This window comes from Cedecea sp. Ae19-4 (assembly GCF_059801165.1).
The window spans coordinates 164,372-183,890 of the sequence record NZ_JBCHWG010000004.1 but is presented as its reverse complement, the minus strand read 5'-3'; the positions used below and the strand labels follow the sequence as shown (position 1 = coordinate 183,890).

The following is a 19,519-nucleotide window of genomic DNA, read 5'->3' as shown; positions in this document are numbered from 1 at the left end:
CGATTACTTAACGAATTCTTCGCCCAGTTGGATATCTTTCTTCAGGGTATCCAGCATGCCTTCCATCGCGTTTTTCTCAAATGCGCTGAGGGTGCCGATAGCTTTACGCTCAACGATACCATTTTTACCCAGCAGCAGCGGCTGGGAGAAGAAACGTGCGTGCTCGCCGTCGCCTTCAACGTAAGCGCATTCCACAACGTTGCTTTCGCCTTTCAAAGCGCGAACCAGAGACAGACCGAAACGAGCCGCAGCCTGGCCCATAGACAGCGTTGCGGACCCGCCACCGGCTTTCGCTTCAACCACTTCAGTACCCGCGTTCTGGATACGTTTGGTCAGGTCAGCGACTTCCTGCTCGGTGAAGCTCACGCCAGGGATCTGGGACAGCAGCGGCAGAATGGTTACGCCAGAGTGGCCGCCAATCACCGGGACTTCGATATCCGTTGGCTGCTTGCCTTTCAGCTCAGCAACAAAGGTGTTGGAGCGGATGATATCCAGCGTAGTGACGCCGAACAGTTTGTTCTTATCGTAAACGCCCGCTTTTTTCAGCACTTCTGCGGCAATCGCCACGGTGGTGTTTACCGGGTTGGTAATAATACCGATGCAAGCTTTAGGGGCGGTTTTCGCCACTTGCTCGATCAGGTTTTTCACAATACCCGCGTTCACGTTGAACAGGTCGGAACGATCCATACCTGGTTTACGTGCAACACCTGCGGAGATCAGCACCACATCTGCACCCACCAGCGCAGGGGTAGCATCTTCGCCGGAGAAACCTTTGATTTTCACGTCAGTCGGGATATGACTCAGATCCACCGCAACCCCTGGGGTTACTGGCGCAATGTCATACAGAGAGAGTTCTGAGCCTGAAGGCAGTTGGGTCTTAAGTAGAAGGGCAAGCGCCTGGCCGATACCGCCAGCTGCGCCGAGGACTGCAACTTTCATCCTAAACTCCTTATTATGGTTAGCAAAATCGTGCCGTAACTCCATGCGGTGGCGACCATAATCCAGAGAGGAGGTAATTACAATCTTCCCGCCGCCAGATTGCGATATAAAGCAATCACCGACCGCGTTGCTGCTGCATTTACTCGCCGGGAGGAACGACGCCATAGCGCCCGGTCACGACCTGATGTGGTTACATCAACGGCGGTTACATTACCCCTCCGCGCACACCAAAACAACATCATTTTGATAACATTTAATTTACTTTGAAGCTTATTTGCGAGTCGTGACACAGGCATGTTCGCCGATAACGAAATTTGATAAAATCGCCCGCTTTCATAACATTATTTCAGGCTGATCTCCGCCGGATGATTCTCCCACGCTATTCAGGCCGCCGTAAAATCAGGCACCTGAAGGAAGATGAACAATTTGCATAAAAATTCATTTAAATGCATAATAATGTTATCTCTTTTACCCAGGATAGGTTATTTATGCGTAACTCCTCAAAACAAGAAGAATTAGTAAAGGCTTTCAAAGCATTACTTAAAGAAGAGAAATTCAGCTCACAGGGCGAGATAGTTCAGGCGTTACAAAACGACGGCTTCGAAAACATCAACCAATCCAAAGTGTCCCGCATGCTGACTAAATTCGGCGCGGTAAGAACGCGTAATGCAAAAATGGAAATGGTCTACTGCCTGCCTGCCGAGCTGGGCGTCCCGACGACCTCCAGCCCGCTAAAAAACCTGGTTCTGGATATCGACTATAACGACGCCGTCGTAGTGATCCATACCAGCCCTGGCGCCGCACAGCTCATTGCTCGCCTGCTGGACTCACTGGGAAAAGCGGAGGGTATTCTGGGCACCATTGCCGGGGACGACACTATTTTCACCACGCCAGCCAATAACTTCACGGTGAAAGAGCTGTACGAAGCCATCCTGGTGCTGTTCGAACAAGAGCTGTAATCACTCCCCCTCTTCTCAGCCCGCCGTCATGACGCGGCGGGCCTCTCAGTCGGTAATCTTCCGTAAATAAACCTCAATCCAGCGTATGGAATTGCTTCAATACCATTCCACAGGGCATTGTTCTGCATGTTACCGCACAAATAGTCAAATTCACCCATATCTATGATTTTACTTATATTTAACAAAAAAGCCGTGATAAAAACGTCTTTTTAATAACTATCAGGAATAAAAAATCATTTCGTTAATTTAAAGTTGCATAGGCAACAATTAGCAGGGTATTAATTTTTCCCGTAACTAGTGTATACTTGATTTCGTGATGAGGGTCACAGAACGATGACCCAACCAAAAGAATACGACGAGGAAAAAACCATGAACATGAAAGCCACTTTAGTTACCGCCAGCCTGCTCTCCGCTCTGTCATTCGGCGTTTTCGCCGCTGACTCTATCGACGCTCAGCAAGCGCAGAATCGCCAGTCACTGGGTACCGTTTCCGTTGATGACATCGGCAGTTCTCCGATGGATATGCACGAGATGCTGAACCAGAAAGCAGAGCAAAACGGCGCTTCCGCTTATCGCGTGATCGAAGCACGCACCGGTGGACACTGGCACGCAACGGCAGAACTGTACAAATAAGCGTTCTTAGCCCTAAGCCAGTTGAATAGAGTTGAGTAGAAACGTTAGGCCTCGGCGGCCCCAAGTAGAAAAATCGCGATTAAGCCCTTCCGGCCGCCACGTTAAACCTTCAGGAGTAAAGACTATGAAAACCAAATTAACTATCGCCGCACTGAGCCTGCTGTCCGTTATCTCTTTAGGCGCTAACGCTGCCGCACACCAGATCAACAGCGAACAAGCTCAAGGCCTGCAATCCATGGGTTCCATTTCTGTAAGCCAGGTCGGCAGCGCACCAATGGATATGCGTCAGGAATTGTCCCAGAAAGCCACAGAACAAGGTGCCTCTGCTTACCGCGTGATTGAAGCCCGTAGCGGCGATAACTGGCACGCAACCGCAGAGCTGTACAAATAAACCCTCGTCGTACTTGTCCTACGACTTTGCCCCCGCTCGCCGGGGGCTTTTTTATGGCCGCTGATCAAACGCTAGCCGTGAATGTTAAAGCGGAGCTGGCCTTCCAGTTCTTCTTCTGCCTCGTCAAAAAGCAGAATGAGCGCCCCGAACCTGCGCCGCTTGCTCTCCGGCAAATGCGCAAATTCGATCTCCACGGGCAGCGGTAACATTGACGCCGTGACCACGTCCCACAGGCTATCCAGGTCGTGAACCTGCTCTTTGCGTAGCGCGAGTTGCTCCGCAAACTGGCGATAGAAAGCCAGGTTGTCCTCGATGTGGTTAAAATCAAAAGTAAATTTTTTCATCGCTGCCGCCCCGACTCTTCTAAGCAAGCGCTGAGCTAAAGCCCGCCGATATGTAGCGTTTTCACTTCAAGGAACTCGTCCAGCCCCAGTACGGAGCCTTCACGCCCTAACCCCGACTCTTTCACGCCGCCGAAGGGCCCCAGTTCCGTAGAAACAGCACATTCATTGATCCCAACCATGCCACTTTCCAGAGCCTGAGAGACGCGGAAAACGCGCTGTAAATTCTGGGTATAGAAATAGGCCGCCAGCCCAAATGGCGTATTGTTGGCTCTTTCGATGACCTCTTCTTCCGTTTCAAAGCGGAAGCAGGCCGCAAGGGGGCCAAACGTCTCTTCCCTGGCCAGTTTCATATCATCGTTAGCGTTGATGATAACGGTGGGCTGCCAGAAATTGCCGCCCAGCGCATGGGGCTTGCCGCCGACAAGCGCTTTCCCACCTTTCGCCAGCGCGTCATCAACATGCTCTCGTACTTTTTCCACCGCAGATTGCTCAATCAGCGGCCCGACAATCACGCCCTCTTCCAGGCCGTTGCCTACTTTCAGCTTCCCAACCTCTGCAGCAAGCTTATTCACAAAACTGTCGTACACATTTTGCTGGATGAAGAAACGGTTAACGCTGACGCAAACCTGGCCAGCATTACGGAATTTGTTAGCAATGGCACCTTTTACCGCCGCATCAATATCCGCGTCATCAAACACGATATAAGGCGCATTGCCCCCCAGCTCCATCGACACTTTTTTCATCGTTTCTGCGGCATTACGCATCAGCGTTTTGCCCACCGCCGTTGAACCCGTGAAGGAGATTTTGCGCACCTGATGGCTGGCCATAATGGCATCGCTAATTTCCTGGGTTTTCCCGGCCACGGCATTCAATACGCCGTCCGGCAAGCCGGCCTGCTTCGCCAGTTCCAGCAAAGCAAAAGCGGAAAGAGGCGTGTTATTCGCGGGCTTTATCACTCCGGTACAGCCAGCGGCCAGAGCAGGCCCGAGCTTGCGGGTCAGCATCGCCATGGGGAAATTCCACGGCGTGATTGCCGCGACTACGCCGACGGGTTCACGCGTGGCCAGAATGCGAGAACCGGGCTTAACCGGAGGAATAATCTCGCCGTTGGCGCGTTTGCCCTGTTCAGCAAACCACTGAATGAAGCTGGCGGCGTAATCCACTTCACCCTCAGCCTCTTTGAGCGGCTTCCCCTGCTCAAGGGTCATTAACCGGGCGAGCCAGCTTTTGTTCGCCAGCATCAGTTCAAACCAACGGTAGAGAATTTCAGATCGCTGTTTGGCGGTTTTCGCCCGCCAGGCGGGGAAAGCTTTGCTGGCGGCCTCAATCGCGGCTTCGGTTTCTAGTTTGCCGGCCCTTGCCACTCTGGCCACTATTTCTCCCGTAGCAGGATTCAGCACATCAAAAGTGTCTTCGAGCGAATGCCACTTGCCTGCGACCAGATAGCCGGTTTTAAAGAGCTCACTTTGCGGGAGTGTCTGATTCGTCATAATAGCTCCTGTTCATAAGTGTTCATCCCATGGACCGCAGTTAAGTATAGATAGAAAAAAGCCGACGCAGGCGTCGGCTCTTCAGGCTAAGGTTGGGCTCAGGCGTTAATCAGCGTGTGCCGGTAGCGATGTAAAATGTCTGCCAGCCGCTTCACCGGCTCGGTGACCTGCCGCGGCGCTTCCCACAGGCGAAGTTTCTCTTGATAGATTTCCAGCTCGCCTAAAAGGCTTTCGTAATAGCGCTCTCGCTTATCATCACTGCTGGCAGAAATCACCTTATCCGCCGTTTTACGCAACTGCCGGTGGAAGGCAGAGAGATCGTCATTGACCGGGATAGGCGCATCGCGCAGGCGTTGATGCGCGATGATTAGCGTCAGCGCAAGGCGATAACGATCTATGTCGCCAGGGAACATGTTCAACAGTAAAAACAGCTGCTGATACAGCGCCGGAAGGTGGTTCTCTTTCCGCCGGGCATTATTGGTCGTCAGCGCCGATACCGCAGCGGAGACAAACTGGTTCAGTAGCGTGCGGCCCGTGCGCTCTTTCGAATTATCTCGGATCAGCAGGATCACCATCATGGCCAGGAAACAACCGACGATCTGCCCCAGTGCGCTGTCGAGGAAGCTGCTGAAATGGAAAGTCATCGGGTTATCCAGCACGATAATATTTATCGTCCCGGCCAGCGCCCCCATAGAGCCCAGCCGCCGCTTCTGCACCTCAATGCCCATAAAGAAGCCCAGCAGGGCAAGGCTGATACACAGCAGCAGCATACTCTGCTGCGTGGACGGCAGCACCACAAGGAAGTAGAACGCGCCGAGCGGCAGCGCCACCAGCATGCCATACAGGAAGTCGAGCGAAACCATGCGCGGGTTAGGCAGGCGCATTGCTAGCGCCGTCACCACCGCAATCATCACCATCGCGCCGCTGCCGGATGTCCAGCCGGTCCAGAGCCAGAACAGGCTTCCAAGCACGCAGGAAATCGTCGTGCGCCAGAAGTTAATCATCGCGTGGTGGCCCTCGGCGGATTCCACCTTCACCACCGCTTCACCGTTCAGCACTTCTTCTTCAATCGCGCTCACGCGGCTATTACTGATAAACCCGCGCTTCAGCAACAGATAGCGGGTCGAGGCGGAAACCCAGGATCCGATGGTTATCGGTGTGGCCTTTTCGCCCATCGCAGATATCGCTCGGCGCAGCACTTTCATCCGCTTATAAACGTCGTCGGCGGTTTCCACTTCGACGGCAAAAAGCTGGCGGAATTCTGGCGTGACGTATTCGGGCCGGGTGTTTTGAATCAGGAAAGTTTCACAGGCCTGGGTGATCAGCGTCAGCGAAAGGGTGTTGATCGCTTTCAGGCGTCGGTTGGCCTTCGCCCAGCGGGCGGATTCCATATTCAGGTTGGCACGCATGCCGTTCAGCGCGGTGACTTTACGCACCAGCCCGCTCCAGGCTTTATCCACCTCTTCTTTGTCGCCGTGGGCAATACAAAGCTGCATCAGGCGGTATTGGTCCACCAGCAGGTTATCCAGTTCCCGGTCAATCTCCTGCTTGATGGAACGCGGAGAAAACAGCAGGTCGGCGACGATGGCACACACAATCCCGATAACGATTTCGCTACAGCGTTCAACGGCAAACTGCGGCGTAGTCAGCGGAGCAACCTGAATAGTGACCACAATAATCAGCGCAGTGTAGCCCGCGAGGCCCCAGGCGTAGGAGTTTTCGACGCGAACAAGCGAGGAGATCCAGGTACAGAATCCGGCCCAGATACAGCACACCAGCAGCATGACAACCGGGGCACGGATCAGCGTGATAATGATGACCAGCGCGGCCGCACAGCCAATAAATGTCCCGATAATACGCAGCATCCCGCGGTAGCGTATGGCCCCGGAATAAGGCTCTCCTCCAGCGGCAAAGGCTGGCCCGGCGGCCACAATCGCGGCGGTCAGCACCGCCCAGCGCGGCGTTTCCAGCTCAAAGTGAAAACCGACAAACACCGCCAGAACAATGGCGAAAGCGAGCTTTATCGCAAAGCGGACGTGCAGCCTGGAAATGTTATACATAGCGGCCTGCTTAACCGAACTCGCGCAGACGATGCATCAGCTTAATAAAGGCTGAGTCATTCTCCGCTTTGCGGTCTTTTTCTCCCGTCACAACGACGGTGGCCGTTGTCCCGGCGGGATACAGATTCCCCATCTGTTCATCAAGGCGGATTCTGACCGGCACACGCTGAGCAAGGCGCACCCACTCAAGGTTGGAGTCGACCGTTGCCATGCCTTTTGAATCGCTGGTACTGCTGGCGTTTGTCACCCCGGCAGAGATGCTGTCGACGCTGCCGCGCAGCACGCGGTTACTGCCAAGCGGCGTGATCTGTACGCGATAGCCCGGACGAATTCCTTCCAGTTTGGTTTCTTCCATGTAGGCCAGAATGTAGAACGAATTCTGTTTCACCAGCGCGACGGACGCCGCGCCGCGGTTAATAAATTCCCCGGTGTGCACGTTAAGGTTGGTTACCCAGCCGTCCGCTGGGGCACGAATGACCGTGCGCTGCAGGTCTAGTTTGGCCAGATCGCGCGTCGCCTGGGCTTTATCTAGTTGATGAAGAACGGTTTGCAGCGAGTTGTTGGACTGATCAATCTCTTCGCGCGACATGGCCTGAATGCCAAGGGAGTTACGCCGTCCGGCTTCACGACGTTTTTCAGAGGACAGCGCCTGGTAATAAGCCACGTCTGCTTCGGCCTGCTCGAGCGCTTTCTGGTAGCGCGGCTGGTCGATGGTGAACAGCACCTGGTCTTTTTTCACCAGTTGGTTGTCCTGAACGTTCACGCTGGTGATAAGCCCGGACACGTCCGGCGCAATGGCAACAACGTCAGCGGTGAAACGCGCGTCTCGTGTCCACGGGGATTCGGTGTAAAACACCCACGCACGGAAGATAGCGATGAAGGCCAGCAGCACCAGCAAAAGCGTGATAGCGGTACGGGTTATGTTTCTTGTTAGTATTTTCACATCAACCTCAAACGAACAAACGCGAAATCAGATAAAAAAGGCAGCAATAGAGCGCTGTATTGAATAATGCAGGGTGCCAGACAAAATCATAAATGCCGGTTGGGGTCAGCAGCCGACGCGCCAGCCAGAACGCGGCGAGCGACAGAATTAATTCGAAGAATATCGGCGGAAAGGAAAGACCGAATATTACGATAACCGGAAATAGACTCATTTTGACCTTGATAAGATAATGCAGGCGATACATAACTCGACGACAAACCGCGACGGAGAGGCCAGAAAAGGCGGGCGAGCGTGCGGTATGAGCTATGTTAATAATAATATATTAACGTAACTGTTACCCTGTTATCTATAATGTGTGATCTAAATCACTTTTCACTCAGAGTGAACAATGGAACGACTGAAACGTATGTCGGTGTTTGCCAAAGTCGTTGAACTTGGCTCCTACACCGCTGCCGCAAGGCAGCTACAAATGAGCGTCTCTTCCATCAGCCAGATCGTGTCCAAGCTGGAAGATGAGCTACAGGTTAAGCTGCTTAACCGCAGCACCCGCAGCATTGGCCTGACCGAAGCCGGCAAAATTTATTATCAAGGCTGCCGCAAAATGCTGCACGAAGCACAGGAAGTCCACGAGCAGCTTTACGCCTTTAACAACACGCCTATCGGCACGCTGCGCATCGGTAGCTCTTCAACTATGGCACAGAATGTTCTCGCCGACATGACCGCCGAAATGCTGCGTGAACATCCCGGCCTGACCGTCAACCTGGTCACCGGCATACCGGCACCTGACCTGATTGCCGATGGTCTTGATTTGGTCATTCGCGTCGGCGCTTTGCAGGATTCTAGCCTGTTTTCCCGCAGGCTGGGGTCAATGCCAATGGTGGTTTGTGCCGCCAAAAGCTATCTGCACATTCACGGTACGCCGGAAAAACCGGCTGATTTGGCTAACCATTCATGGCTGGAATACAGCATCCGGCCGGATAACGAATTTGAGCTGATTGCGCCCGAAGGGATCTCGACCCGCCTGTTGCCGCAGGGCCGCTTTGTCACCAACGATCCGATGACGCTCAGCCGGTGGCTGAAAGCCGGGGCAGGTATTGGCTATGCGCCGCTGATGTGGGTGATCGACGAGATCAATAGCGGACAGCTGGAGATCCTGTTCCCACGCTATCAGTCCGATCCCCGTCCTGTGTACGCGCTGTATACCGAAAAAGACAAACTGCCGCTGAAGGTGCAGGTATGTATTAACTATCTGACGAACTATTTTGTGAAGGTAGCGGAGCTTTATCAGGGCGTGCAGGGCAGGAACGGGAAGGCAAAACAAACGGGCCGGAGCTAGTCCGGCCTCATATTAACTCAGGCAGTGCCGCCCACGGTCAGGTTATCAACCTTCAGGGTTGGCTGGCCGACGCCAACCGGCAGGCTTTGGCCTTCTTTACCGCAGACGCCGACGCCGTTATCCAGCGCCAGATCGTTCCCAACCATCGAAATTTGCTGCATGGTTTCGATGCCGGACCCAATCAGCGTGGCACCTTTCACTGCCCTGGTCACCTTCCCTTTTTCAATCAGGTAGGCTTCCGAGGTGGAGAACACAAACTTGCCGGAGGTGATGTCTACCTGACCACCGCCGAAGTTTGGCGCGAAGATGCCGTAATCCACGGACTCGATAATCTCCTGCGGCGTGGATTTCCCGGCCAGCATGTAGGTGTTGGTCATGCGCGGCATCGGCAGGTGGGCATAGGACTCACGGCGACCGTTCCCGGTAGGCGCAACGCCCATCAGGCGGGCATTGAGCTTGTCCTGCATATAGCCTTTAAGAATGCCGTTTTCGATCAACACGTTGTATTGACCCGGCACGCCTTCGTCATCAATAGAGACGGAACCACGGCGGTTAGCCATCGTGCCATCATCCACCACGGTACAGAGTTCGGAGGCCACCAGCTGGCCCATCTGGCCGCTGAAGACCGAAGTCCCGCGACGGTTAAAGTCGCCTTCCAGACCGTGCCCGACCGCTTCGTGCAGCAGCACGCCTGGCCAGCCTGCGCCCAGTACCACGGGAAGCATTCCCGCCGGAGCAGCAACGGCGGACAAATTAACCATCGCCATGCGCACGGCTTCTTTCGCCCAGGCATCAGCCCGCACTTCGCCGTTCACGCTTTCCAGGAAATACTCATAGCCAAAACGACCGCCGCCGCCGCTTGCACCGCGCTCGCGCTTGCCGTCTTCCTCAACCTGAACGCTAACCGACAGGCGCACCAGAGGGCGAACATCAGCCGCCAGCGTCCCGTCCGTGGCCGCAACCAGGATCAATTCATACACGCCGGTCAGGCTGGCGCTAACTTCCTGCACTCGGGCATCCGCGGCGCGCGCAACGCTGTCCACGCGTCTCAGGATGTCGAGCTTCTCTTCACGCGTCATGCTTAGCAGCGGATCGGCGCTGGTATAAAGCGCACTATGCGGAACGTTACCCAGCGTACGGGCGCGTCCGTCGCCCTGCTCACGAACGATGCTGCGAGCCGCATGAGCGCTTTGCTCCAGCGCTTGCAAAGTAATTTGATCGGCATAGGCAAACCCGGTTTTCTCACCGCTAACCGCACGAACGCCAACGCCCTGATCGATATTCCATGAACCGTCTTTAATAATGCGGTCTTCCAGCACCCAGGATTCATGATAGCTGGACTGGAAATAGAGATCGCCGTAGTCGAGACGGCGCTCGGACAGCTGCCCGAGAATGGAAAACAGATCTTGATGGGTTAAGCCATTCGCAGACAGCAACTGCTCACTTACCAGGTTAAGACTCATCGTTTCGCTACTCTTATTGCTTATCGCCCGTTTGGCGAGGAATGGTTTATTTATGGAGCTTGCGGCAATTAACCGCTAACGTCAAATCAGTGAGCTTCGCTGGTGCGCGGCTGCCGCAGCACTTCATCAATTTTCGGTTTATCTACCGGGCCGGTAATGCTGTAGCGCAGCACCGAGATTTTGCTCCACAGCGGGCCAAGCACTTTACTGGCGGCAAACACCGCGGCGCCGACTATTGGGTTAACCGCAAAAGCGGTAGCCACGCCTACCGTCGCGGAGATTTCAGGGGCAACAACCGCTTCCATATTTAGCTCACGACGGACTAAGTCCACCGAGCCTTTCATCGCGATATCCGCCTCAAGCCCGTCAACCAGCGTGTCGTCAGTATGCAATACGCCATCTTTTATCCAGGCGGTGCTGCGAATCGAGTCGTAGTAGAATCCGCTGCCAAAGGTATCGCTAAAATCGAAACGGAGTTTGCGAAGCAGCGCGTCAAAGCTGACCAGGCGCAGAAGTTGGCCCGCATGGCCCGTGCTGACGTCGGTAATTTGCCCTTTCCCCAGCCTGGTATGCAGAATACCGTTCAGCGAAGCTTCATCCGGCTTCCAGGGTACCGCCCGCCAGTGCAGGTCATAATCAACGTCGAAAGAAGAGCCCTGCAGCGGCGTTTTCACGCCAAAGAAGTTCGCGGCCGCGTCGAGCTTCTCGCCCTTCAGCTTGCCTTTCAGGGAAGTACGTTCGCTGCCGGGCTTATTCACCCATTCACCGTCGGCGGTGAGGCGAGCAAAGCCGGTATCAATCAGCCCATTGGCCAGCTGCAGCGTGTCGCCATTAATGGTCACATCCCCATCGATACGGCCATATTTCTGTCCCCACAGCCAGCACTCCGCGCAGCGCAACTGCACATTTGGCCAGCCACGGAAGCTAAGCGTATCGCCGCTTTCCGGGACCTGCTGCGTCTTCGTTCCGTTTGCACCACTCGGGAGAACGCTCCAGTTCGGGTTGAAATAAAGATACTTAACGCTGGCCTGCCAGGGCGCGTTGTTCTTCATGCTCAGCGAGGCATTAATTTCACGCCCCTGGGCCTCAACCTGCGTGCCGTTCATCTCCGGGCGAGAAACCAGGCTCAGGTTATGCCATTGCTGGCCCGCCAGCGTTAATGCCGGGGTCCGCAGTGTCACTGCGGACGGGAAGACGGCAGATCCCCCAACGCTGTCCGCCGCGCCTTCACTGAAGAGCGCCAGCCACTGAGCGCCGTCCATTGCAGGGAGATCGAGCTCCACGCCCGGTTGCTCTGGCAGAGGCGGCACAGTTTTACTGTCCGTCGCCCAAATAGCCCGGTCGAGGGTGAGTTTCTTATTCAGCAGCCAGCGGCTGGAGAAGTGATTGAGCGCGCCTGCATTGCCCGTGAGATCGAAACTCTTTAAGTCGCCCTTAACCGCGATATTCAGCGGCAGCGCTGCCCCGGATTTTTTATCCACAGGCGCAGGTAAGTGACTGCTCACATTCTTCAGATCGCCCGCCAGATCGACCTTGTAACTGGCGCTGCCGTGATAAGGCAGCGTAATACCCACGTCGCCTTTCCACGCGATGTTTCCGCTGAGCGCGTCGTTGACCTGCTTCGGCAACACACCGGTTTTATTGGGCTGCCAGTCGCCGCTCAGGTTGACGCCAATCTGATAGTCTTTATCGCCAGTTTTAGTGTTGAAGTTCAGGCTCACCGGCTGATTAAACCAGCTCGCGCTCATCGCTTCACTCTGCAGGTCACCGTTGGTAAAGCTGAATTTGCCGCTCAGATTATGCAGCGTACTGTTCAGCGGTTTGATCAGCAGCGTGTTGTTGTTCAGCCGCACATCGCCTTTGGCCGTTGTCATTTCACCAGTGAGAGGAATATCCAGATGTAAGCGGGCATTCACATCGCCGCCAATCTGGAGTTCATCCAGCGCGGCAGCCAGGGAATCCTCCAGCGGCGTATCTTTGAAATAAGGCCCTACCGCATTGCCCGGGCCATTGATGTCGGCATCTATCAGCAGCTTTTCTTTGGCATAATCGGGGATGTTTGCCGTCAAGTTAGTGGCCGTTACACCGCCCAGCTTGACCGACTTGCTGTTCATCCACAGCCCGTTATTGATGAAATCTAGCGTGATATCGAGGTTTTCCAGCGCAGGCCAGTCCGGCTGGAAAGCAAATTTTGCGTTACGAAGCGGGACGTACACCTCAAACTGGCCTTCATTGTGCTCGTAGGGGAAAAGATGTGGGTTGCCGCCGTACACCAGCGTGGCGTTATCGGCCTGGCCACCCTGAATCGCCGAGCTGAGATAATCCGTCAGCTCTTTGCCCATCAGGTTTTCCGGGAAGTAGCGCCAGGCGTCCGCACCGTTATCGGTGCTAATGCCCGCCAAAATGCCCAGCCACGGATCGCCGCTGGCGGGCTGGAAGTAGCGGAAATCGCCACGCGCCCAAACGGAGCGAGCCTTAACGTCGATATTCTTGCCGTCTAGCTGGAAGCCGTCTGCGTTTTTCTGCCAGGCAAGCGTCGCTACGCCTTTCTCAATCTCAAGCGGCGCGCGGAAGACGGTTTCATAAGGCATTTTTGCGTCGGTTATTTCGGCATTAAGCTGCCCGTTTGCGACGCTGCCGGTCACCGATCCTGAGAAGTGCTCCGCGCCAGGCAACAGTTTCCACTGCTTCCAGCTCACATCTTTCCACCGGGCCTGCAGACGAGTCAGCTCGGTTTGCTGGAGCGGAATGTCCAGCGCCAGCACGTCAATGTGGCCCTGAGGCTGCAGCGAAGTCCAGATATCCCCCAGCTGCGGCGAAATTTTGGCGGCAATCGGCAACAGGCCATTAAACCTGTCCAGTTCCATATTGCTGGCGCGTACGCGAAGTTCATCGCTGCGCTGGCTTTGTTTCCCGCCTACATCCTGCGGGGCTACCCAGGCCACAGAGAGCGAGCCTTTCGGCCACGCCTGGTCATCCAGCGTGATATTGGTAGAAGGGACGGAGATCTGCCAGCTGGATTTCTCCCGGCTGACCTGAGCGGTAAGATTATCGACCGAAAGCGAGTGCGTCACGCTGCCGGAACCCGGCCAGCTTGCCCCGCCTTTTTTCAGCCAGATGCTGCCGCCGTTGATATCCCCTTCTTTCACATCCATCCAGGCTTCGAGGCTAAAACGGGCGCTTTTCAGGTCGACATTGTCTTCCATCCATCGGCCCAGCCAGGGCTTCACGTCGACGTCATCTGCCTGCAGCCAGACCTTGCCGTTGTTCAGAATCCCGTTTTCATCCCGCAGATCCATACGAACGTTGGCCACGCCGTGCTGGCCGTTAAAGCTGGACAGGCTGACCTGGCCTTCTGCGCGGTGGCGGTTTTTACCGTTAAGCCAGGTCAGTTGAGGAATAGAAAGTTCGGCCCGCTGGCCGGAGAGCGTCAGGAAGCTAAGGGAGCTGTCGCGAAGATCGAAGTGATCGAACTGACGAAGGAAAAGATCGCTGATTTTGTCCGCTTCCAGCGTACCATCTCCACCGTTCTGGCTGAGCGGCGTGTTGGTACGCATTTGCAGCTGATAGAAGGTCAGGTCGCGAAACTGCCAGCGAGCGTGCAGCAGGCTTTGCCAGACATCCAGCGCCAGCGTAACGCGTTTGATACTCAGCGTGCCGCCGTCTTTGAGGCCGGCCTTAACGTCGCGAACATCAAGCGTGGGGCCAAAATTCTCCCAGCTTGCCTGTAACTTACTGACTTCCACCGGCAAACCTGTGGCGGCTTCAATTTTATCCAGCAGCGCGGGCCGCCAGGCATCCAGGTGCGGCAAAACGAGCCGCAGGCCACTCACCAGTAGCGCGACGATAACAACCAACGTTACGCCTGTGAGCAGCAGAATGCCGGGCAGTCGCCTCACCTTTCTCTCCTTGTCAGCCTTACGGGCAAAATGCACATCCGCACATTTGAGGTTGCTGACAAAGAGGGAAAAAGCGTGGTTTTTCCCTCTTTGTGATTATCAGCCGAAAATCAACGAATTGATTTTCCTGTTTTTTTTGACTAAACGTCTGGTATTTCTTCTATCATCAGAGGTTTGTCAGTCGTCTGCAATGCGCATTTACATCATCACGACGTCGAACTGCTCCTGATTGTAGAGCGGTTCAATCTGAACTTTGACCTGTTTACCCACAAAGATTTCTACTTCAGCCAGCGCGTGAGACTCTTCGCTTTTCAACGCCTCGCCCACCGCAGGAGAAGCATAGACCAGGAAACGGTCGGAATCGTAGGCATGATGCACACGAACGATTTCACGCATAATTTCGTAGCAAACCGTTTCCACCGTCTTTACGGTGCCGCGACCGTGGCAGGTCGGGCATTCGTTGCACAGCACATGCTCTACGCTTTCGCGCGTGCGCTTGCGAGTCATCTCGACCAGGCCGAGCTGGGAGAAGCCGTTAATGCTGGTCTTCACGCGATCTTTGCTCAGCGCCTGCTCGAGAGAATGCAGCACGCGGCGGCGGTGATCTTCATTACTCATATCGATGAAGTCGATGATGATAATGCCGCCCAGATTACGCAGCCGGAGCTGGCGCGCGATGGCCTGAGTCGCTTCGATATTTGTATTAAAAATTGTGTCGTCGAGATTGCGATGGCCCACGAACGCGCCGGTATTAATATCCACCGTGGTCATCGCTTCGGTCTGGTCAATCACCAGATAGCCGCCAGACTTCAGTTCCACCTTACGCTCCAGCGCACGCTGGATTTCATTCTCAACGTCGTAGAGATCGAAAATCGGCTGGCGGCCGCTGTAATGCTCGATTTTGCTGGTCATCTCCGGCATGTACTCGGCGGTAAATTCCAGCAGCATTTCGTAAGTCAGGCGGGAATCAACGCGAATTCTGTCCAACGCCGCGTCGGCAAAATCACGCAATACGCGCTGGGCCAGCGCCAGTTCACCGTACATCTGGTAGCGGGTTTGATTTCGTTTTTTACGCTCGCTGACCTTGGTCCATACGCGCTTCAGGTAAGCCGCATCAGAGGCTAAATCTTCTTCACACACGCCTTCCGCAGCGGTACGAATAATGAAACCACCTTGCTCATCGCAATACTCATTCACGATACGCTTCAGGCGGTCGCGCTCGGCTTCGCTTTCGATACGTTGGGAAACACCCACGTGAGAAGCACCGGGCATGAAAACGAGGTAACGGGAAGGAAGCGTGATGTCGGTGGTCAGGCGAGCGCCTTTGGTGCCCAGCGGATCTTTGACCACCTGCACCATTAAATCCTGCCCCTGGCGAACCAGTTCGGCGATGTCGCGCACGCTAAAGTTCTTTTGCTCCTCACCGGCGACGCACTCGGTGTGCGGCATAATGTCAGAAGCATGAAGGAATGCCGCCTTGTCCAGGCCAATATCTACAAACGCCGCCTGCATTCCAGGCAACACCCGGCTAACGCGACCTTTGTAGATATTCCCTACTATTCCGCGGCGCGCTTCGCGCTCAATATGAATTTCTTGCAGTATGCCACCGTCAATATAGGCCACCCGCGTCTCTGATGGGGTAACGTTGACTAATAGTTCAGCCGTCATCTTTTCCTCGTCCGTCACGCAGCGCGTGAAAATTGCTCAGCAACTCACCAGTTTCCACCAGCGGTAATCCCACCACTGCATGATAACTGCCATTAATCCTTTTAACGAAACAGCCACCAAGCCCCTGAATGCCGTAAGCTCCGGCTTTGTCCATAGGTTCACCGCTGGCAATATAATTGGCAATATCCTGTTCGGATAAGCGGCGGAACGTCACATCGGTCACCACCAACGCTTCCAGCATCTGACTGGCGTCGGCGATAGCAACTGCCGTCATCACCTGATGCTGATTGCCGGAGAGCAAACGTAGCATCTGTGCGGCATGCTCTGTATCCCGTGGTTTTTCCAGCACTTCGCCGTTGAAGATAACGATTGTATCCGCACCCAGTACAGGCAAATCTTCGGCGGCCATCTCCACCCCGGCCTGCGCTTTTTCGCGCGCCAGACGGCGAACATACTGTTCCGCGCTTTCGTGCGGCTGCCGCTGTTCTTCAATGCCAGGCACGAGGCGCTCGAAAGAAACGCCCAGCAGGGTCAGAAGCTCCTGACGGCGAGGCGAACCGGATGCCAGATACAACGTAGTCATGTTTACCTTTTATTGCACAGCGAATTGCTGGCGAACTTTGCGCATTAACAGGAAAATCCAGGGCCACAGGATACCGTTAACTACACTACTCCAGAACACTTCCGGTCTGAAAGAGACGTTGATCACTAAAAATTCTGACCAGAAAACAATGATGTCTGTGACCAGCGAGAGCAGCATGACAACCAGCGCCTGCTGCCAAAGGGCGAGGTTACGGAAAAGCTGGTATTTCAGCGCCACCAGGTAAGCCACAATACTCAATGATAGAGCACGCACGCCGAGCGTGGAGCCGCTAATCAAATCCAGTATGGCGCCCACAATAAAACCCGTCCCGACGTTAACGCGGTGCGGCAGGGCTAAAATCCAGTAAAGCAGAATCAACAATACCCAATCCGGCCGGTAAAACTTGAGGTCATCCGGCCAGGGCATGACCTGCAGTAGCAGGGCAATCAAAAATGAAAGCCAGATAACCCAACGGCCCTGGCTGCGATAACTTCCCACTACTGTGCTCCCGTAGCAGGCTGTGTGATACCGGTTGCTGGCGCTGGGACCGGCGCAGGAGGGCCCATTGAACCCGGCGGCGGCAGAACCTGAGGCATCATCTGCATCAGGCGCTCATTGGCCACGCGGTGGACTTCCTCTGGCGGCATTGGCGACGAGCCGTTTTTATCCGCGCCCCAAAGCAGCAACAGATAACGCAGACGCTGCAGACCGGCGGTAGGACGAGCCTGAATCACGGTATAGGCGCGCTGGGTATCCAGCTTAACGGATGATACAACGCCAACCGGGTAGCCTTCAGGGAAACGACCGCCAAGACCAGAAGTCACCAGCACATCGCCGACACGAATATCGGTATTGGCCGGCAGATGCTCCAGCTGCAGATCGTCCGTGCAGCCGTTACCGGCGGCAATCACGCGGATATCGTTACGCAGTACCTGAATAGGCAGCGCGTGAGTGGCATCGCAAATCAGCAGCACCCTGCTGGTCAGCTTCGCGACTGCGACAACCTGGCCGACAACGCCTTTATCACTGATAACCGGCTGACCTTCGTACACGCCGTTCACGCTGCCCTTGTCGATCACCACCTGATCGCTGTACGGATCGTTAACGGTGGAGATGACCTGGGTCACCATTTTTTGTTCATCCTGACGCAGCGGGGAACCGAGCAGCTCGCGCAGGCGCGCGTTCTCCTGCCGGTATTGACCCAGCATCAGCAATTCACTGTTTTTCAGGATTAACTCCTGACGCAGAACCCGATTTTCAAGTTCAAGCTGGTCGCGCGAGGCCAGCGTTTGAGACACGCTGTCGAGTAATTCACGGGGACCATTAGAGACAAAATAGAAAGGACTGACGGCTGTATCCATGTATGTTCGAATCTGGCTGAACATACCGAGGCGACTGTCGGCGATAATGACACCAAGCGCCACCAGCACCGCCAAAATAAGGCGAATCTGTAGCGACGGGCCACGGCTAAAAATTGGCTTCATAGGCTATGCGTATTCCCAAACCAGCAAGCAGGGGCAGCGCAAAGCTCCCCCTGGCCTGTGGCTGTTACTCTTCGCTAAACAAGTCGCCGCCGTGCATGTCGATCATTTCCAGTGCCTTGCCGCCGCCGCGGGCAACACAGGTCAGTGGATCTTCTGCAACTACTACCGGGATACCCGTCTCTTCCATCAGCAGGCGATCGAGGTTACGCAGCAATGCGCCACCGCCGGTCAGAACCATACCGCGCTCGGAGATATCGGATGCCAGCTCTGGCGGGCACTGTTCCAACGCAACCATCACCGCGCTAACAATACCGGTCAGTGGCTCCTGCAATGCTTCGAGGATTTCGTTAGAGTTCAGGGTGAAGCCGCGTGGCACACCTTCAGCCAGGTTACGGCCGCGAACTTCGATCTCACGCACTTCATCGCCCGGGTAGGCAGAACCGATTTCGTGTTTGATACGTTCCGCGGTCGCTTCACCAATCAGTGAACCGTAGTTACGGCGCACATAGTTAATGATAGCTTCATCGAAGCGGTCACCGCCGATACGTACGGAAGAGGAGTAAACCACGCCGTTCAGGGAGATAACGGCCACTTCGGTGGTACCGCCACCGATATCCACAACCATGGAGCCGGTTGCTTCAGATACCGGCAAGCCTGCGCCAATTGCCGCAGCCATAGGTTCTTCAATCAGGAACACTTCACGTGCGCCTGCACCCTGTGCGGATTCACGAATAGCACGGCGTTCAACCTGGGTAGCACCTACCGGCACACACACCAGCACGCGCGGGCTTGGGCGCATGAAACTGTTGCTGTGAACCTGTTTGATAAAGTGCTGCAGCATTTTCTCAGTCACGAAGAAGTCAGCGATAACGCCGTCTTTCATCGGACGAATAGCCGCGATGTTGCCCGGGGTACGGCCCAGCATCTGTTTAGCATCATGGCCTACGGCCGCAACGCTTTTTGGCGAGCCGGCGCGGTCCTGGCGAATGGCCACAACGGAGGGCTCATTCAGTACGATGCCTTGTCCTTTCACATAAATCAGGGTATTCGCAGTACCCAGGTCAATGGACAGGTCATTGGAAAACATGCCACGAAATTTTTTCAACATACTAAGGGATAATCCTGAAAGCTGGGGCGGATACAAAATCCGCTTACTTTACCAACCACACGCTACAGCGACAAGGCGCAAAAATGTTCTGCAACGGTGAAAAATAGTGCAGTTCACTACGGCTGTAACACTTTTGAAACGTCTTCCTACATGGCGTTCAGAAATGCGGCAAACGCGGTAGAATAAACGAACAGCTAACAGCAGCAAACCGGTTCATAA

General features: G+C 54.9%; 17 protein-coding genes. 4 read left to right on the top strand and 13 right to left on the bottom strand.

Translation table 11 applies throughout. The annotated features are described in order from the left end of the window. Positions 1-3: 3 nt before the first annotated feature. Positions 4-939, bottom strand: a complete 936-nt coding sequence (gene mdh, locus AAIE02_RS22020; RefSeq protein ID WP_008454883.1) for a malate dehydrogenase — start codon at positions 937-939, stop codon at positions 4-6. Between the two features lie 488 nt (positions 940-1,427). Here mdh and argR point away from each other — a divergent pair, with 488 nt between their 5' ends. The 3 genes from argR (at position 1,428) to yhcN (AAIE02_RS22005) (ending at position 2,922) form a co-directional block, all read left to right on the top strand. Then, complete coding sequence (gene argR / locus AAIE02_RS22015) at positions 1,428-1,898, top strand: transcriptional regulator ArgR (protein WP_008454885.1); 471 nt, start codon at positions 1,428-1,430, stop codon at positions 1,896-1,898. Positions 1,899-2,267: 369 nt separating this feature from the next. After that, positions 2,268-2,531 (top strand): peroxide/acid stress response protein YhcN, encoded by a 264-nt coding sequence (gene yhcN / locus AAIE02_RS22010; RefSeq protein ID WP_008454886.1) that lies wholly within the window; start codon positions 2,268-2,270, stop codon positions 2,529-2,531. Between the two features lie 124 nt (positions 2,532-2,655). Beyond that, a complete protein-coding gene (gene yhcN, locus AAIE02_RS22005; RefSeq protein ID WP_166868822.1) occupies positions 2,656-2,922 on the top strand; it encodes a peroxide/acid stress response protein YhcN in 267 nt (88 codons plus the stop codon). Between the two features lie 71 nt (positions 2,923-2,993). Here yhcN (AAIE02_RS22005) and AAIE02_RS22000 read toward each other — a convergent pair whose 3' ends face one another. The 5 genes from AAIE02_RS22000 to aaeX all read right to left on the bottom strand — a co-directional run bounded on the left by AAIE02_RS22000 (position 2,994) and on the right by aaeX (position 7,970). Next, a complete protein-coding gene (locus tag AAIE02_RS22000) occupies positions 2,994-3,266 on the bottom strand; it encodes a barstar family protein (protein WP_008454888.1) in 273 nt (90 codons plus the stop codon). 35 nt (positions 3,267-3,301) lie between these two features. Then, positions 3,302-4,756 (bottom strand): NAD-dependent succinate-semialdehyde dehydrogenase, encoded by a 1,455-nt coding sequence (locus AAIE02_RS21995; protein ID WP_498533251.1) that lies wholly within the window; start codon positions 4,754-4,756, stop codon positions 3,302-3,304. 98 nt (positions 4,757-4,854) lie between these two features. Continuing rightward, positions 4,855-6,816 (bottom strand): p-hydroxybenzoic acid efflux pump subunit AaeB, encoded by a 1,962-nt coding sequence (gene aaeB / locus AAIE02_RS21990; RefSeq protein WP_336818808.1) that lies wholly within the window; start codon positions 6,814-6,816, stop codon positions 4,855-4,857. A 10-nt stretch (positions 6,817-6,826) separates the two neighbouring features. After that, positions 6,827-7,759: a p-hydroxybenzoic acid efflux pump subunit AaeA gene (gene aaeA, locus AAIE02_RS21985; RefSeq protein ID WP_008454891.1), complete on the bottom strand. Its 933-nt coding sequence runs from the start codon at positions 7,757-7,759 to the stop codon at positions 6,827-6,829. Positions 7,760-7,766: 7 nt separating this feature from the next. Further along, a complete protein-coding gene (gene aaeX, locus AAIE02_RS21980) occupies positions 7,767-7,970 on the bottom strand; it encodes a p-hydroxybenzoic acid efflux pump operon protein AaeX (RefSeq protein ID WP_008454892.1) in 204 nt (67 codons plus the stop codon). A gap of 177 nt (positions 7,971-8,147) precedes the next feature. Here aaeX and aaeR point away from each other — a divergent pair, with 177 nt between their 5' ends. Next, entirely contained in the window at positions 8,148-9,095 is a 948-nt protein-coding gene (aaeR, locus tag AAIE02_RS21975; protein ID WP_034807694.1) for an HTH-type transcriptional activator AaeR, read from the top strand. 17 nt (positions 9,096-9,112) lie between these two features. On the opposite strand, the gene tldD is transcribed toward aaeR, so the two are convergent. The 7 genes from tldD to mreB all read right to left on the bottom strand — a co-directional run bounded on the left by tldD (position 9,113) and on the right by mreB (position 19,300). Beyond that, positions 9,113-10,558: a metalloprotease TldD gene (gene tldD, locus AAIE02_RS21970; protein ID WP_166877719.1), complete on the bottom strand. Its 1,446-nt coding sequence runs from the start codon at positions 10,556-10,558 to the stop codon at positions 9,113-9,115. A gap of 86 nt (positions 10,559-10,644) precedes the next feature. Continuing rightward, positions 10,645-14,457: an AsmA2 domain-containing protein YhdP gene (yhdP, locus tag AAIE02_RS21965; RefSeq protein WP_498533250.1), complete on the bottom strand. Its 3,813-nt coding sequence runs from the start codon at positions 14,455-14,457 to the stop codon at positions 10,645-10,647. 198 nt (positions 14,458-14,655) lie between these two features. Next, a complete protein-coding gene (gene rng / locus AAIE02_RS21960) occupies positions 14,656-16,125 on the bottom strand; it encodes a ribonuclease G (RefSeq protein ID WP_008454897.1) in 1,470 nt (489 codons plus the stop codon). Then, positions 16,115-16,708, bottom strand: coding sequence for a Maf family protein (locus AAIE02_RS21955; protein WP_498533249.1), 594 nt, complete (start codon positions 16,706-16,708; stop codon positions 16,115-16,117). The genes rng and AAIE02_RS21955 overlap by 11 nt, the downstream gene beginning before the upstream one ends. Positions 16,709-16,717: 9 nt before the next feature. Then, the gene (mreD, locus tag AAIE02_RS21950) at positions 16,718-17,206 is read right to left on the bottom strand and encodes a rod shape-determining protein MreD (protein ID WP_008454899.1); all 489 of its coding nucleotides are present in this window, start codon (positions 17,204-17,206) and stop codon (positions 16,718-16,720) included. Further along, the gene (gene mreC / locus AAIE02_RS21945; RefSeq protein ID WP_008454901.1) at positions 17,206-18,192 is read right to left on the bottom strand and encodes a rod shape-determining protein MreC; all 987 of its coding nucleotides are present in this window, start codon (positions 18,190-18,192) and stop codon (positions 17,206-17,208) included. Before mreC ends, mreD begins: the two co-directional genes overlap by 1 nt. 64 nt (positions 18,193-18,256) lie before the next feature. After that, positions 18,257-19,300 carry a rod shape-determining protein MreB gene (mreB, locus tag AAIE02_RS21940; protein ID WP_000913396.1) on the bottom strand — a complete coding sequence of 348 codons (1,044 nt, stop codon included), beginning with the start codon at positions 19,298-19,300 and terminating at the stop codon, positions 18,257-18,259. Positions 19,301-19,519: the final 219 nt, after the last annotated feature.